12 protein-coding genes and 2 rRNA genes are annotated in these 16,613 nt (G+C 38.4%); 2 read left to right on the forward strand and 12 right to left on the reverse strand.

Annotated features, from left to right (window positions below):
* The first annotated feature begins 44 nt into the window (after window positions 1–44).
* Window positions 45–803 carry an acyl-CoA dehydratase activase gene (locus G496_RS0112355; protein WP_034633175.1) on the forward strand — a complete coding sequence of 253 codons (759 nt, stop codon included), beginning with the start codon at window positions 45–47 and terminating at the stop codon, window positions 801–803.
* On the opposite strand, the gene G496_RS0112360 is transcribed toward G496_RS0112355, so the two are convergent.
* The 4 genes from G496_RS0112360 to G496_RS0112375 form a co-directional block, all read right to left on the reverse strand.
* Window positions 800–1,696, reverse strand: coding sequence for an alpha/beta fold hydrolase (locus G496_RS0112360; RefSeq protein ID WP_027179561.1), 897 nt, complete (start codon window positions 1,694–1,696; stop codon window positions 800–802). The two genes, G496_RS0112355 and G496_RS0112360, sit on opposite strands and share 4 nt — an antisense overlap.
* A gap of 81 nt (window positions 1,697–1,777) precedes the next feature.
* Entirely contained in the window at window positions 1,778–2,914 is a 1,137-nt protein-coding gene (locus G496_RS19630) for an HD domain-containing phosphohydrolase (protein ID WP_034633177.1), read from the reverse strand.
* Between the two features lies 1 nt (window position 2,915).
* Window positions 2,916–4,184 carry a response regulator gene (locus tag G496_RS19635; RefSeq protein ID WP_245577919.1) on the reverse strand — a complete coding sequence of 423 codons (1,269 nt, stop codon included), beginning with the start codon at window positions 4,182–4,184 and terminating at the stop codon, window positions 2,916–2,918.
* Between the two features lie 37 nt (window positions 4,185–4,221).
* Window positions 4,222–4,713, reverse strand: a complete 492-nt coding sequence (locus G496_RS0112375; RefSeq protein WP_169725758.1) for a universal stress protein — start codon at window positions 4,711–4,713, stop codon at window positions 4,222–4,224.
* A gap of 282 nt (window positions 4,714–4,995) precedes the next feature.
* Between G496_RS0112375 and recQ the strand changes: the two genes are divergently transcribed.
* Window positions 4,996–7,221, forward strand: coding sequence for a DNA helicase RecQ (gene recQ / locus G496_RS0112380; RefSeq protein WP_034633180.1), 2,226 nt, complete (start codon window positions 4,996–4,998; stop codon window positions 7,219–7,221).
* Between the two features lie 34 nt (window positions 7,222–7,255).
* Here the strand turns inward: recQ and G496_RS0112385 are convergent, their stop codons facing one another.
* The 8 genes from G496_RS0112385 to G496_RS0112420 all read right to left on the reverse strand — a co-directional run.
* Entirely contained in the window at window positions 7,256–8,596 is a 1,341-nt protein-coding gene (locus tag G496_RS0112385) for a PpnN family nucleotide 5'-monophosphate nucleosidase (RefSeq protein WP_027179564.1), read from the reverse strand.
* Between the two features lie 248 nt (window positions 8,597–8,844).
* Entirely contained in the window at window positions 8,845–9,531 is a 687-nt protein-coding gene (locus tag G496_RS0112390) for a S1 family peptidase (protein WP_027179565.1), read from the reverse strand.
* Between the two features lie 25 nt (window positions 9,532–9,556).
* The gene (locus G496_RS0112395; protein ID WP_156900648.1) at window positions 9,557–10,450 is read right to left on the reverse strand and encodes a glycine betaine ABC transporter substrate-binding protein; all 894 of its coding nucleotides are present in this window, start codon (window positions 10,448–10,450) and stop codon (window positions 9,557–9,559) included.
* A gap of 34 nt (window positions 10,451–10,484) precedes the next feature.
* On the reverse strand, window positions 10,485–12,128 hold the full coding sequence (locus G496_RS0112400; RefSeq protein ID WP_027179567.1) for a BCCT family transporter: 1,644 nt from the start codon (window positions 12,126–12,128) through the stop codon (window positions 10,485–10,487).
* A 545-nt stretch (window positions 12,129–12,673) separates the two neighbouring features.
* Complete coding sequence (locus G496_RS0112405) at window positions 12,674–14,233, reverse strand: Na+/H+ antiporter NhaC family protein (protein WP_027179568.1); 1,560 nt, start codon at window positions 14,231–14,233, stop codon at window positions 12,674–12,676.
* 67 nt (window positions 14,234–14,300) lie between these two features.
* Complete coding sequence (locus G496_RS19640) at window positions 14,301–15,332, reverse strand: alpha/beta hydrolase (RefSeq protein ID WP_051295015.1); 1,032 nt, start codon at window positions 15,330–15,332, stop codon at window positions 14,301–14,303.
* A gap of 927 nt (window positions 15,333–16,259) precedes the next feature.
* A 5S ribosomal RNA gene (rrf, locus tag G496_RS0112415) occupies window positions 16,260–16,374 on the reverse strand.
* Window positions 16,375–16,414: 40 nt separating this feature from the next.
* Window positions 16,415–16,613, reverse strand: a 23S ribosomal RNA gene (locus G496_RS0112420); the annotation flags it as partial.

Consider the following 16,613-nt stretch of genomic DNA (forward strand, 5'->3'; position numbering starts at 1 on the left):
AAATAAAATCTGGCAGATATTAATAAATAAAAATCGAGAATATAATGGTTGCAGGAATAGATATTGGCTCACGTTCAATTGAATATCTTGTTGTAGATGATGAAGGAAACATCGTTAATTCCATAAAAACAGCTACAACCTTCACACCGCTGCAACAGTGCCAAAAAATATTTGAATCGGAAAAGCCCGAAAAAATAGTGGCTACGGGATATGGTCGTAAATTAATTCTAAATTCAAAAATTATAGAAAATATCCACGCAATTACTGAAATTAAAGCCTATGCGCTTGGAATAGCCAAAATTTTTCCACAAGCAAAAACAATACTTGATATAGGTGGTCAGGATACCAAAGCGATTTCTCTTTTAGCAAATGGCAAGGTTTCAAAATTTGAGATGAATGACAGATGTGCTGCCGGGACAGGTAAATTTCTTGAATTCTTAGCTACCGCTTTTCAAATCCCAATTGAAGATTTCGGAGCATACGCCCTTAACGGAACTGAAGCTTTACCCATAAGTAATATGTGTACTGTATTTGCTGAAAGCGAAGCTGTATCTCTTCTGGCTCAAGGTAAACCGGCTGAAAACATCGCTCTGGGCCTGCATGCATCAATAGTTAATAGAACTATTAATATGCTGAAACGTGTTGGCCTTGAATTCCCTTTAGTCTTTGCAGGAGGAGTCGCCCACAATCCATGCGTCAGGACTCTGCTGGAAAATTCTTTAAAAGAAGAAATATTAATTCCGGAACACCCCGATGTTATGGGAGCATATGGAGCAGCTCTTTATGGGCTAACAGCGGATTAATTCTTTTTTTTATTGGGTAAATCCTGATTAACCGAAAGAAAATTATCAATGGTTTCAACAAGACCATATGGATTTTGAAACATAAGCCAATGCCCTGCCCCTTTAAAGCCTGCGCGCCATGAGCCTGAGATCAGATTAGCAATTTCAAGACTTTGCTTTGCAGGCACAACCCAATCATCCTCACCGTAAACCACCAGTGCCGGAGTTTTTATTCGTTTGAAAAGATCTTTACCGCCACTCCACCCTGCTAAAGCACTATGCTGACGTGAAACAGCTTTGGAGCTAAAATCAGGTTTTGAAATAGTAAAAGAATCAAAAGCCATAGGATGATTTGCAACCCATTTGACAGGAAAAGCTTTCTGTTCAAACTCATCAGAAGGAATTCTCTTAATTTCAGCTAAAGATTCCAGAACAGGTCTCTGATCAATAAAACCAGCATACAATATCAGTTTATTTACTGACTCAGGATAATCAGCAGCCAGCTTCCCAGCGACAACCGCTCCCATTGACCATCCTAAAACTGAAACTTTTTTTAGCCCCAGCTCTCGTATAAGTACATAAGCATCGGACGCAAACAAATCGATTGAGAAAGACCTTGAATCAGAGGAGGAGCTTCCTATCCCACGATTATCAAAAATTATTACACGGTGATTTTTAGACAGCAGCTTAATAAAATTAAAATCCCAGAAATTCATAGGGTATCCATATCCCATTATCAAAAGGATATGATCGCCTTCGCCAGCAATTTTATATCCTAAGCTGACTCCGTTAACTTTAACCGTATAAGTTTCCAGCGATTCTAATGAATTAAAATCTCCTTTCTTAAGTGGCAGCTTGTATAGCACCAGCATCATGGCAGCAGCTGCTATCCATAAAGCAAATCGCTTGTACATTGTGTTCCTCCTTCAATGAGACACACAAAGAATAGGCAGCAATCAAAAAAAGATACAATCAAATTAATTCAGCTTTAAGGATCAACCGGGCACAAGTACTTTGAGTGGTTCATTAATACCGATTTTTTTGGCGTACATATTAAGTCTATCAATTTTCGATTTATCTATTTCCAAACTTTTGCGGAACAAAAGAGCGCCCTGATCAGAGACCACATCTTCATAAAAGATCATACCGGCCAATAGTTCACTTATCATTACTTCCTTAACGACGTATCTGGCTTCAACTCCCAGCATACCTTCAAAATAATACATAAGCTCAGGATCATATTTTTCATAATTATCCTCAAGATGCTTAAAAGCAGCCTGTGATGAACCTTCTCTGGCAAGATATTTATTGTAATCCAAAACTATTTTTAAAATTCTTCCACCGAGCGGAATCTTTTCTCCCTCTACTCCATCACGGGGAATACCGGACCCATCAAACCCCTTCATTTGATACTCAACCATTGCACCGACTTTCTCCAGTCTTGGCAATTTTGAAATTAATCCCTGAGCGACCATAGGATGCATTTCATACAGTTGAAGCTCCTCCGGGTTAAAGGAATCTCCGCTAATCCGTTTTGTAAGAACAGTTTCAGGCAGGATAACTGATCCAAGCTGACAGAGCATGGCTGCTATTTCATATCGCCACAAATCCTTAACCTGCTTTTTTTTGGCCAAATATGTTGTCTGACGCTTAACGACATTAGCATTGGCTCCAAAATCGGGATGAACAAGCTGGGTTATTTCAGTTACGAGTTCGATGCTGCCTTTTAGTGTTTTTTCCAGAAGTATTTTTTTGGCAGTAACAAGCTCATATTGTCTGACAGCCTCTTTCAAATTTTCGAGTAATTTTTCCTCAGGGCAAGGCTTTGTGAGAAACCGGAAAACGTTGCCATCGTTAACTGCTTTGATGGCATTATCAAGGTCAGCATAACCGGTAAGCATAACTCTGGTACTATCAGGACATATTTTCCTGACATGCCCAAGAAAATCAACTCCATTCATTCCTGGCATGCGGTAATCAGATACGACAACAGCAAACCTCTCTCCATTATTGAGCTTTTCGAGGGCACTCTCAGGACTGCTATCAGTATGGACTTCAAAAACCTTTCTAAGCTGTCTGCGCAGGGAAGAAAGGATATTTTCCTCATCATCAACAAATAAAACCTTGTGCATATTACCCACCACAGTCTAACAATTTATTAAAATAATCTTGTCTGAAACATGGATGCTCAAGTAAATCATCCCAATTATTTTGTATGAATCTAACCCACACCGGAAGCTTTTCAATTATGTTTTTAAATTCAGGCATATCACAGCTGAATTCTTTGTTTCCATAATTTTCATTAAAAACAAAGCTCTTATGGTCAAACATATTCGCAGCTGTGATAATATCAGCAATCAACCCCTGACCAACTACCGGTTTGTTATGTCTCCATATACCTTCAATTATATCTTTTGAAAGTCCCCACAACCCAAGCAGGTAAGACCCAACCTCACAATGAGACGTACCAAAAATCTGCCTTTCCGCCTCATGTATTGAAAAAACATCTTCTCTTACCAGCTTCAACACATCATTATACTGCTCACTACACTTACTTACTAATACCAGTTTACCGACATCATGAAGCAGCCCGGCCATTCGGCAACGCCCGATAAATTCAATATCGTTATCACCGCTCCGAGCAATCAAAGCAGCAAAAGTAGAAACCCTGAAACTATGTTCCCACAATGACTTCAGTGAAAATCCTGGGACCATTGAAGAATCATGAATAGTAAAAAGATGAGTTGAAAGGATCAAAGATTTAAAAGTTTCAATTCCAAGAAGAGTAATTGCCTGATTTATATTTTCAATTTTTCTTGAAAAAGCAAAAAAAGGAGAATTAACAAGCTTTAAGATTTTAGCAACTAAAGCTATATCCTGTGTAACAAGTTCTGAAATTCTATCTATAGAGGCAAAATCTTTAGCCAATTCTTTTTCAATGGCAACATACAGATCAGGAAGAACCGGCAAAGCATCTATCTGGCTTAAAAGATTTTGCAATGCAGGATCTGTTACCACATTCTTCATACTCAAAGTAGATTCAATTCTTTCAATTAAATCCTCGGCAGAGCAAGGCTTGCTGATATACTGGTGTACTGATTTTATTCCCGAGACAACTTCATCCAGACTAACCTGCCCTGATAAAGCTATACGAATTATTGATGGATAAAGTTCACATGTTTTTTCGAGAAGAATATCACCACTCATTTCCGGCATTTTGATATCACTGACCAAAACATCAAAACGCATGGAAGCAAGGATCTCAAGAGCTTCACGACCACTTTGGACAAAATGCATATCCCATTCATTACGTTTTCCACGTAACATCCGCCGTAATGAGCTCAAAACATTCTGCTCATCATCAACAAAAAGAATTCGTTGTTTATTAATGCTCTTTTCCAAAACGCTATCCGTAACAATAAAAATTTAATTTAAAACCTCAGCCGACAATCCACACAGTACAATCAACTGCTAATTTCAATATATAACTGGATACCACACCGAGACCAAAGTCATTTGAAATACTCTTACAACCCCTTGAGAGTACAATTGTTCCGACATTATTCTTCTTGTAATATTTCAATATAGCTGAAGCAACAGATGAATCACATTCAAATTTCTCAATATTATTATCGCCTGCTAATTCAGCAGATATAATTTTAGCAGTAACATATTCTTTAGGTATCCCTCTCTGAAAAAGGGACAGCTTGGCTTCTTCAAATTTCTGCCCAATTTGTTCTTTATCTAATGAGTATGAAGCATTAGACATTCCATTTTCAATCCCCAAAAGGGATTCGTCAGGGGCAGCCTCAACATAAAGAAGGATAACTTCACACCCGGAACAATTTCTAGCAATCCCACCAACATAATCAACAGCCCTGAACGAACTTTCCTTCCCATTAAAAGGGACTAAAACTTTTTTATTCTGCACAACCATATCCTCCCTGAGGATTTGGATAACTTAAATCTGACTTCCCCGAAAAACATAATTTAAGTTTGCAATAAAATTTGGTACTCCATCTTTACTATGCACTATGAAAATAGCATACAATTCAATTTTATAAAATAATTTATTAGAATTAATAATAAATAGAGTAAAAGAATATATAAATATAACTTCCATTAAATTTCCCACGACAAACTCATCTCAGCACATCAATTAACTATTTAATAAAATTAATAAAAAACACAATATTTCTATCAGCTGTCAATAATGATTAAAAGAAAATCCAGCCCAATTGATATCCTGCAAAGTGTCTATGGCTACACAAGCTTCAGAGGAATTCAGGAAGATATAATTTCAAGAGTGATGAATGGTTATAATGCAGTAGTATTCATGCCCACCGGAGGTGGTAAATCATTATGCTACCAAATTCCTTCAATACTTAGAGATGGTGTGGGCATAGTCATCTCTCCGCTCATTGCTTTGATGCATGATCAGGTCGTTGCCCTTAAAGAAATGGGAGTCAGTGCTGAATACTTAAACTCTTCAGTTCCGAAAGATAAAATTTCTGAAATAATATTCAGCCTCAAAACTAATAAAATTGATCTGCTGTACATCTCTCCGGAAAGATTGACTTCTTCTGGATTTATAGAATTTTTAACTCAATTAAAAATTGGATTAATTGCTATAGACGAAGCACATTGTGTTGCTCAATGGGGACACGATTTCAGACCAGACTATTTAAGTCTTGAAATTCTAGCTCAAACTTTTCCTAAAATTCCACGTATGGCGTTAACTGCAACAGCAGATGGTCCTACTAGAAATGAAATTCTGAGCCGCCTCAATTTTACCACTGAAGACATATTTTCAACCGGATTTGATAGACCTAATATCAAATATACGATTGTCCCTAAAAAGGATGCTAAAAAACAATTATTACAGTTTATTAACAATGAACATTTTCTAGAATGCGGCATAGTTTACAGAATGAGCCGTAAAAAAGTCGAAGAAACTGCAACCTGGCTGAATAAGAATGGAATCAAAGCTCTCCCCTACCATGCCGGGTTATCCCCTGAAACCAGAAAAATAAATCAAAGACGCTTTATGTCTGAAGATGGAATAGTAATGGTTGCAACAATTGCATTCGGAATGGGGATAGATAAACCGGATGTCCGCTTTGTTGCCCACATGGATTTACCCAAAAGTATTGAAGCATATTATCAGGAAACAGGCCGTGCCGGGAGAGATGGGCTGGCTGCAGAAGCTTTTTTATTGATAGGTCTACAAGATATTACATTCTTAAAACGAATGATACTTTCAGGAAATGCCAGCGATAGCCGTAAAGCTCTGGAGCTTAGAAAGTTAAACTCTATGCTTGCATATTGTGAATCACCCGGATGTTTAAGACAGCCGCTACTCGCATATTTCGGAGAAGAATTAACAAAACCGTGTGGTAATTGTTCAACTTGTATTTCACCTCCTTTAAAATTTGATGGAACCATTGCAGCTCAAAAAGCACTTTCAAATATCTATAGAACTGATCAGCTGTTTGGAACCAATTATCTTATTGATATTTTACTGGGTAAAGAAACCGATAGAATAAAAAAACTCAACCACAATAAACTCAGCACGTTCGGCATTGGAACAGAGTTCACAAAAGATGAGTGGCTTTCCATACATCGCCAGTTAATTTCACAAAGCATGGTAGATGTAGACATAGAAGGTTACGGAGCGCTGAAGCTTAATCGTAAGAGCTGGCAAATACTAAAAAAAATTAAGAAAGTTGAATTCAGGAAAGACCCAGTCCTTACTAAAAATTCAAAAACAAAGAAAAAGAATTTTACTATAGGTGATGAAAACTGTCCGTCTTTAACAACACCAGAAGCCAGTGAGCTGCTAGATTCCCTTAGGTTGCTGAGAAGTGCTCTTGCGAGTGAACAAAAAGTACCTGCTTATGTAATTTTTGCAGATAAAACACTCTTGGAGCTGGCCTGTTACAGACCATCTTCAACAGGCCAGCTCTTCGGAATAAATGGTTTGGGTGATCAAAAAATATTTCGATACGGTGACATAATTATCAAAACGCTCGCAGAACACGAGAAAGTATACGGTCGTCCTGAAAATCTGCCACAACTTCCTGAACCAAAAGCTAAAGCTTTAAATATTGCACCGGAAAATCAAAATTTAACAGCAACAATTCTTGAAACTTATAATCTTTTTGAAAAATATTTAAATGTTGAAGATGTTGCCCAAAAAAGAAATTTAAAAATAAAAACTATTTACAGTCATTTAAAAACATGTGTTGAGCAAAATAAACTTAATGCTGACGACATTCTGGACATAAGCAATCAAGAAATTACATGCATTAAAGAAACCTTGGAGTTGTATAAAAAAGAGGGCTACAAACAGCTTTTGCCCGTTTATGAAGCCCTCTTTGGTAACTATTCGTATGAAATTTTAAGAATAATAAGCGCAGAAAATGCAAGAGATTCTTAGCAAGACACGCTATCTCCACTCGACTTATCTCTGATTACTTTATCCGATAGCAGGTAGCGTACTTTCTATTTGGATGTATTCTACCCTGCTTTTCCAATTTTCTGGCAAAAGCATCTGTAGCAGAAACAATATCTTTGTCTCCATGAATGAGAGGACGGTCAGAACCCCAAGAGTCAAGCATATCCGGGTCCTTAACAGATAAATGTACAATTGATGAAAAGAAGCGACGAAGATTTGTAAGCAAAAGATAAGGTTCCTGATCCCTTGATAAATTCAAACCTTCCATACTCTCAAAAGAAACATCAAACGGTTCCTGAATCTCTTTGCCAAATACTAAATCATCGTTCCATAGATACCTTGTATTCAATGATTTAGTCTGCTCGGTGACATGGCGTGCATAAGAACTTGGGGAACCAATATGAATGTTGTAGAAGCCTTCTAACGCATTGCCAAAACAGATTTTTAAATACTCATCAAGTTCTTTGAAGTAGACACCACCGTCTCTTTCAACCAAGTCAAAATTATATGAAATACCTTTGTTTTCAGGCATTGAAAGCAAAGATAGCATTGTAAAAATTTCTTCTGCTGTTCCGGGACCGCCTGGATGAACTTTTCCCCTGTGTGAAGCCCTGATAAAAGCTTCCATCCGTTCTTCAATAGTCGGAAATGTTACCAGCTTGGTTACCAATTCATTTGGAGCTTCAGCCGCAAGAATCTTTTTCTCAGAAAAGCCTATAAAATCCCTGCATCCAAATCTTTCGGGAGTACTTTGCTTGGCATAAGCAACTTGAGCACCCTTAAAAGGAGCCTTCATGATACCAAAACCACAGCCGGTGATATTTTCCATATCCGGCATAAAAAGAGCCATCCAGTATCCAAGCTCTTTTGCAAACTCATATTCATCTCTAGGCACCCTGTGTCCACCCCAAGTGAACATTACAAGATCCCTTTCTCCCCTGTACATTACACCTGAATGCTCAACAAACTTTTTAATATAAGCTGAGTCACACTTCTCATTGTTTGGTGTTCGGGGAGGAGAAAAAATTATATCACGGATAACTGCTGAAACATGTTCAATGGAACGCCAGATAACATTGCGACCATCGTATAAACAATCTGAAGGTACATTCGAACATAAAAGATTTAAATCACCATTTACTCTGGCAATTTCAACCTTCATTTCGCTGAATTTTTCTCTTATCGCTCTTGTATCATGAACATTATTTTTATGAACATTTATGAGAGCACCGATAATTTCGGTCATACGATTGGATGGATCAGCCAGGCCTAGAGTGAGTTTCTCCAAGTCCTTAAAGGAAACCGTCTGGGTATCCATTTCCTTATTCAAAATAGGAATAGTTAGCTCTGTTTTCATTATATAAAAATGTAACATTTCAAAAAAAAAGGCAACTATTCGCTTAATATTTCTAATAAAAATAAGCCGCATAATAACATTCAAGTCAAATATTAAATTACCGGAATGTTATTATACGGCTAAAAATAAAATCTAGCTAATTATTATTAAATTTTTAAGTTTAAAATCTAATTTGTAAAATTTGAGGTAGATTGAGAACACCTTTCAAATGTTAAGGAGACATGAACTATACCTCAAAAAAGACACAGCTAAACGACTTCAAGTCCTTGAGCCTCCATAAGAGGAACAGCGTATTCAATTGATACAGCGTAGGAAAAACTTGTTGGCATGCCTCTGTCTTTCTCTTCTACTGGTGAGGCTTCAAAGCTGTCAAATCGCCCACTAACGACACCAAGAACACGCTGATCTTCCATGCTGATAAGTGGTGCACCTCTCGAACCGTCCTGAACCCTGCTATCGAAAAGAAATAATCTTGTACCATTAGCAGAAAGAATTTTGGCACTAACTACAGCCTGCTGTAAGACCTGATTATAGATACACTGAAAGCCAAAAGGAAAGCCCAGACAGGCCACACCAGTACCTGTTGGAATGGCATCAGGTACTCCTATAATATGATCAGGCATATTTATGCCAACATCATCAGTAAACTCAAGCAAAGCGATATCATGCTCTTTATCAATTTGAGCGATATTTACCGGTACGGCACGAAAAGAAGAGCTGATCATAGGTAAAAAGTCTTCTTCTGGTGGAACAGAGACTACCATAAGTTCTTTCTGCATAGTAACGGCAGGAGCAATAGCATGCGCAGCTGTAAGTAGATAACCATCAGGATGAACAACAAAAGTTGTTCCTAAAAATACTAATTGGTTTAGGTCATCCATAAAATACAGGCCCATACAGCCACTGCGATATCTTAAATAAATATCTTGAAACATCAGTTAATCTCTCCGATTTTCTATATTATTGAAGCCATGAATTCACATCTTCAGGATGAGCACGCATCCATCTTAAAGCCTTTTCATAAGGGAAAAGCCCTTCATCCTCTTGAATCCACAGCATAAGCTGCCCCATTTCTTCAGGAGTCCAACTGAATTTATCCAACACCTTATAAACATCAGGCTCATCATCTTTAAGGCCTTTTCGAGCCATTGTACTGATATACCCGGATTTACCAAAAACATTTTCAGGATCATCAAGAAAATGAAGATTCCAGCGCGCAAACACCCAGTGAGGACGCCAGCAGGTTACAACCACCCAACGCTGATGCCTGATAGCATGACTTAATTCTGCCACCATTGAAACTTCGCTTCCTGAAATCAGTCTAAAAGAATCAGTTAGATCATATTTTCTGATTGCTTCTTTGGTTTTGTGCATTAAGCCTGATCCAGAATCAATTCCAATAATTCTGTGCTTATATTTATCTGCCTGTTTTTTTAATTCAGGAATTGACTCAGTATCAATATACGGGCGATTTCGTATCCCTGTACCGGCTGTAAACCGCCCCGCAGTAATTTTAGGGACGACCAGCCCTATTTTAGTTCCTTCTAAGTTCGGACCGAGGTCATCAATTTTTACCCCGTATTCTTTATAATATTTTTTCTGGGTGTCTGGAAGCCAGGCTGACAACATAACATCAGCCTTGCCTTCAGCAACCATCTTCCACATATTTTCTGCGTCTGTCTCAACAAGCACACATTTACGTCCCAGTCTCTCCTGCAAAACAACTTTAACAAGAGTTGCACTTGCAACGGAAGAAGACCAATTAGCATGGACTATTGTTATGGGCTTTTTTTCAGCCAACGCTGCCGTGACAGTGAGAAGGACAATAAGAAAGGCAACAATAAATACACGCAAAATAATACCTCCTGTCTTTGCCAATAAATATCTATTACCAGAGACTGCGGCGTCCAAAAGTCTTAGCCTTGGATAACGGTTTATTTTTCAATCTGAACTGTGATGGTTTCTTCGATAAATCCATACTGAATTCTTGTGGTCCGGTGTATTCTTTTAGTCCCTTATATAGCGAGTAACACAACCCGAGTAGAATTAATGCAAAGGGCAATCCTGTGGTTATGGTTGCTGTCTGCAAAGCGACTAGTCCTCCGCCGGCAAGCAGAACGGCAGCAACTACCCCCTCAAGTATTGCCCAGAAAAGGCGGGATAAAACAGGCGGATTAGGGTCTCCACCGGAAGTAATAATGTCTATGACCATAGACCCAGAGTCCGAAGAAGTAATAAAGAATGTCATTACGACCACGACCCCGAGGAAACAGGTTACTCCGCTCAGAGGGAAATTCTCCAACATTACGAAAAGAGAAATAGGGATATTATCCTGAACAACCTTAGCTATTCCGCCATTACCAAACATTTCGATGTTAAGGGCAGTATTTCCGAAAATGGTTATCCAAAGGAAAGTAATAAAGGTAGGCACAAGCAAAACGCTTAAAATAAATTCACGAATTGTGCGCCCATAGGAAACTCTAGCGATAAACATTCCTACAAAAGGTGACCATGCTATCCACCATGCCCAATAAAATATAGTCCAACCATTCTGCCACTGTGTGTGCTCGTAGGTTTCGTTCCACGTTGAAAGCTGAGGAAGAAACTGGATATAGTATCCAATATTTTCAAGAACAGCGTTGAAAATAAAAAGTGTCGGGCCAAGCAGAAGAACAAATAAAGCCAACCCTGCTGCAAGAGTTATATTAAGCTCACTCAGTATACGAATACCACCATCAAGCCCTTTGACAACACTCCATGTAGCTACAGCAGTAATACCTGTTATCAATATAATCTGGACAGTGATATTCTGCTCAATTCCCCATAAATGATTAAGCCCGGCATTAACCTGTTGAACACCCAATCCTAATGAAGTAGCCACGCCGAACAAGGTTGCCACGGTAGACATTATATCGATAACATTACCTATTCCACCATAAATACGCTCACCTAGAATAGGATAAAACGCGGTTCTGATAGAAAGTGGTAAGCCTTTATTAAATGAAAAAAAGGCTAGAGCCAGCCCTACAATGGTATAAACGCCCCAAGGATGCAGCCCCCAGTGAAGAAAAGTTATATCCATAGCTTTTCTGGCCGCTTCAGTTGTTCCGGGCTTAGTGAGAGGATTGGCAACAAAATGAAACATCGGTTCCGCGACACTGTAAAAAAGCAGTCCAATACCCATACCGGCTGAAAACAGCATTGCAAACCACGCCCCGGTCGAAAACTCCGGTTCTGCGTCAGGCCCTCCCAAGCGGATATCTCCAAACCGACTAACAAGGATTATGAGTACAAATATCAGGACAATATTCATTGTCGCAATAAAGAACCAACCAGCATACGTTGACATATAATTCTGCATTGCAGAAAAAACGTTTCCCAAGAAATGCTGAAAGATTATAGTGACTCCTACAAAAAGGATTATCACCGCTGCTGAGCCAAAGAAAACCCATGGGTGCACTTCAAGATGAAACCAGCCCTCCTTGCCTGAATCACTATCCTGAACTTGTTTAGTATCTTCCTGATCATTCATTTAAACTTTCCTTTTGACTGGCAGTAAAATCTGCGTTTGTTACCCATTTGAGAATATAATTTCTCAAAAACATTATCTCATCTTTAAAAATACGTGAGAAAACAAAAGCGGTCAAGACACATAGAGAATGAGCCTGCTCAATTGCAGAATTAGTGGCAACATTCAGGGTATAGTCCCAAATGTTATAATAGTGGATTCAGCTCTTGCCCATTAAAAAAAATGATTGCCATAGGACAGCTGTAGAATCTCAAGTATTCTGGCTTTCCTATAACCTAAGGCTTTTTATGGAGTTAAGAATGGTAAATTATTCTCACCGAAACAAAATTTCCTGATAAGAATAAATCCTGCACATATTTTGCGCAGAAAGCTCAGGCCAGGACTTTAAACGAATTAAGTTGGCCGAAAAGCATTAATATCTGAATAAAAAAGGAGCCACACATTCTCTGAGGGAAAGTGTAACTCCTTTAGCTTATAAATTCCAGTTAAACATTTTTTAAACTATATAATTGAAATGTAGTATAATTTAAGTTAAAATTTTATTAATATTATTCTAAAAAGGCTGCGTTTTTTTTACTATAAGTTAAACTTCTGCCCCGCAAAGCAAACATACTTCCTACAGTAACAATAAGTCCAACCAAAAAACTCAATACAATATTTCCATCAGTAAAACCTGCTACTAGATAGCCAGCTGTACTGCCGGCAAAAGCTACGCAGGCATAAGGCATCTGACTTGAAATATGAGCTATTAAAGAGCACCCGGCATTACCGCTTGAAAGAATGGAAGTATCCGAAATTGGTGAGCTATGATCTCCAAAAACACTGCCGGCGAGAACAGCTGCAAGTCCAGCTGAGACAAGAGAAGGATCCAGAGCCTGAATAACAGGAACCGCTATTGGGATAAGAATGCCGAATGTTCCCCATGAAGTGCCGGTACAGAAACTCAGGAATCCAGCCAATATGAAGAATATTGCTGGGAGCATAACAACCATTCCTTTCCCGGAACCAATAATACTTGTCACAAACTTCGGGGTCTGCAATAAATCTCTGCATAATCCACCCATGGCCCATGCCAGAACAAGGACAATTACACATGGGAGCATAACTTTGATACCCTCCACAGCTCCGTCCATAAATTCCTGCAATGAAAGGACCCGACTCGGAACGAATAAAATAAAGGCTACCAGTAAAGAGCCGAATGAAGCCATGACCAATGCCCGCGCAGCATCACAGTTTCCAAAAGCTACAATCATACTATGCCTTGAAATATCATCTCCCCAGTATCCACCGGTATAGAGCAATCCCAGCACAGCAAAAACTATAAGGCTGCATATAGGAAGCAACATATATATAAGTTTTCCTTCAACACCATTCACAATTTCTCCCTGACCATTCGCGGGAGCATTCTCACTGATTGCTGTCGAGGTAGATGCATCGATTTCATCTTTTAGCATAGGCCCAAAATCAAAGCCCCCCCAACTGACCATAAGGACAACTATCAAAGTAAAAATAGCATAAAAATTCCAAGGGATAGTCGAAACAAAGGCTGAAAAGTTGCTGCCCGAAACTCCAGTAGTATTAATGCTGCTGCCAACACCAACCGCCCAACTCGAAATTGGTGCAATGATACAAATAGGAGCTGCTGTGGAATCTACAATATATGCCAGTTTTGATCTTGAAATTTTAAATTTGTCTGTAATCGGCTGCATAACCGTACCAATGGAAAGACAATTAAAATAATCATCTATAAACATGGCAAACCCAAGAAAAGTAGTGGCCATTAAGGCACTGCGTTTACTTTTTATCCTTTTTGTAGCCCAACTGGCGTATGCTTTTGTTCCACCTGTGATAGCAACGAGGTAGACCAGTGACCCCAGTAATGATCCGAATATAATAATATTAAAATCTACTTTTTTTACAATAAGATCAAAAGTAACTTCAACTGTTTTCAGTAGATATGGACTGTTACCAATACCTACACAGTAAATTAAGACTCCTGCCAGAATTCCAATAAAGAGTGATGAAATTATCTCTTTTGTTCTTAGAGCTAAAATGATTGTTATAACTGGTGGCAGCAAAGACAATATGCCAGCATCAAAATGTTCCATTTTTTAAGACCCGTCACAGTAGATGTAATTTAATAGTTATTAATAAAAACAAAATAAATTAGATATATTACAGATGTAAATTTTTAATAAAAAACAATTTAAGCTGTCGAAAATGGAAAGCTGTCTCAGGAGAATCCGGCAATAAATAGTATTGGGCATGAGATAAGCCTTCAAAAACAATCAACCGGACATCAACGCCTGCTTCTAAAAGTTTTTTCTGCATGCGCACGGTGTTGCTTAAAAATAAATCTCTAGTTCCAGATGTTAAAAGTGTCGGAGGGAAACCTTCAACATTACCGTAAACAGGAGAAAGCATAGGGTCTTTAAGATTATGTCCATCTGCATATACTTTTGCAGCTTCCCCGAGCCATCCATCATAACTTACAAGGACATTATCAATATGCTCATTTGTATAATAGCTGTCACCAGTGCAGCTAAGATCACTCCATGGAGTTCCCGGGGCAATAGCTCCTGGTAAAGGAAGTTTTTCCTTCTTCAACCTTAAAACTAGTGCCAGAGTCATTCCTCCACCAGTTGAAGTACCGAACACACCGATTTTTTTGGAAGAATACTTTTTTAATAATTCTTTGTAGACAGTGACGGCATCATCCAGTGCGGCTGGATACGGGTATTCGGGAGCCATTCTATAGTCAACTGAAAGAACCTTGAATCCTCCAAACCCTGACATCATAATTCCTTCTGGAATCCCAGATTTCCCCTTACCTAAAACATACCCGCCACCATGAAGGTGCAGTAAGATAAAATCATTTTTATCCGAAAACTTTTTATGAGGAGTAATTGTAAAGACAGGAACACCAGCCATATCTCCAGATTCAATTGAAACATTAAATTTCTTTATTAGCTTTGGGAGAGTAGCGGATACACTTTTATAAAAGCCATCTGAAAAATCTTTCCACTCCTGTAAATTTTTAGGATGTAGATTCCAAAAGTCTGGTGGATTTGCTGCAATCAGTGACTGCATTTTTTTGCTGACAGTTGTCGGAACAGGAAAGGATGAACATCTTCCTAAAGAAGTAAAAATTGAAAATGATAAAAATGACAAAAACAAAAAAAGAAAAGCTGTTCTAGCAAATCTCATTATGCACCTCTGGATTACGTGCTTTAAATAATCTTGATAAATCTTCAGACCGAATTTTAAAATTTTAATAAGTTACAAATTCAAGATCAGTGAATAAACAATCCTACTTTACTTTTGCCCAATTCTCTATTTTAGAACTTCAATTGATAAATAAGACTTTCAATTACAGTATCATATCTAATCAAAATTTAATAAAAATCCTACATTACCAACCCCAGTTGAGGATTCTTAAGGGGATCATCCCCTTAAGCCGCCGGAGGCATATGAGGACAGACTATGAGGTTATATTCATTTGAGATAAAATTTACTCCCACCAAAATCATTTTGCGATCTTAATAAAAATACCTGTGAGTGAAGAGTTAGCTAAAAAGCTCTTATACGATATCTTACCTTTTTAACCCTTTTTTTAAGGATTAAAATTAAATCATAAAATTAAGTATGTTATGAAAAATAGTAAAAAAAAGGTTTTTTTCACTATTTGGGGCATACCCTTTGATTTCTAACGAATAATAGATAAACTACTCTAGTTCACTGCCGGATAGGCAGCTTAGAAAGTCATTCATTTCGTATTCATACTTGATAATCAGTTCACTGCCGGATAGGCAGCTTAGAAATTGAAGCTGCATGGTTGAAACACTACCTCGGAGTTCACTGCCGGATAGGCAGCTATAGAAACTCACCAAGTTGTACAGGTATCAAATGCCTACCACCGTAGTTAATCTTTAGATTGCGGATAGTTTAGTATCTTATCCACAGTAACTATTTTGATTGTAAGTGTTCTTTCCGGAGAGTCATGAATCCAGTGGGATTTTGATGAGGTCTTTTGCTGTATACCAAGAGGAAGAAATTTACGGTTTTGATGTGTGAGATTTTATCAGAGGGCAAAAAAAAGGCCCTGAGTGAATAACTCAGGGCTTAAAAAAAAAGTCCTTGCGACGACCTACTTTCCCACTAGCTACCTAGCAGTATCATTGGCGATGGAGGGCTTAACTTCCGAGTTCGGAATGGGATCGGGTGTGGCCCCTCCTCTATGGTCGCAAGGACAAATATTTAAAAATATATAGTAAAATAGGGAAGAGAAGAAAGATAAGACTCACGATTTATTAGTACCGGTCAGCTGAGAGCTTCACAGCTCTTACACCTCCGGCCTATCAACCAGGTGGTCTACCTGGAATCTTTAGATGCTAAGCATAGGGAGAACTAATCTCAAGGCAGGCTTCCCGCTTAGATGCTTTCAGCGGTTATCCCTTCCGAACATAGCTACTCTGCAGTGCCGCTGGC

The organism is Maridesulfovibrio bastinii DSM 16055 (genome assembly GCF_000429985.1).
GTDB classification, from domain to species: domain Bacteria; phylum Desulfobacterota; class Desulfovibrionia; order Desulfovibrionales; family Desulfovibrionaceae; genus Maridesulfovibrio; species Maridesulfovibrio bastinii.

Coding starts and splice junctions, on each gene's coding strand:
- G496_RS0112400 (WP_027179567.1), bottom strand. CDS start 12,128: ATGAATGATCAGGAAGATACTAAACAAGTTCAGGATAGTGATTCAGGC.
- G496_RS0112390 (WP_027179565.1), bottom strand. CDS start 9,531: ATGTTTCAAGATATTTATTTAAGATATCGCAGTGGCTGTATGGGCCTG.
- G496_RS0112355 (WP_034633175.1), top strand. CDS start 45: ATGGTTGCAGGAATAGATATTGGCTCACGTTCAATTGAATATCTTGTT.
- G496_RS0112360 (WP_027179561.1), bottom strand. CDS start 1,696: ATGTACAAGCGATTTGCTTTATGGATAGCAGCTGCTGCCATGATGCTG.
- G496_RS0112385 (WP_027179564.1), bottom strand. CDS start 8,596: ATGAAAACAGAGCTAACTATTCCTATTTTGAATAAGGAAATGGATACC.
- G496_RS19630 (WP_034633177.1), bottom strand. CDS start 2,914: ATGCACAAGGTTTTATTTGTTGATGATGAGGAAAATATCCTTTCTTCC.
- G496_RS19640 (WP_051295015.1), bottom strand. CDS start 15,332: ATGAGATTTGCTAGAACAGCTTTTCTTTTTTTGTTTTTGTCATTTTTA.
- G496_RS0112405 (WP_027179568.1), bottom strand. CDS start 14,233: ATGGAACATTTTGATGCTGGCATATTGTCTTTGCTGCCACCAGTTATA.
- recQ (WP_034633180.1), top strand. CDS start 4,996: ATGATTAAAAGAAAATCCAGCCCAATTGATATCCTGCAAAGTGTCTAT.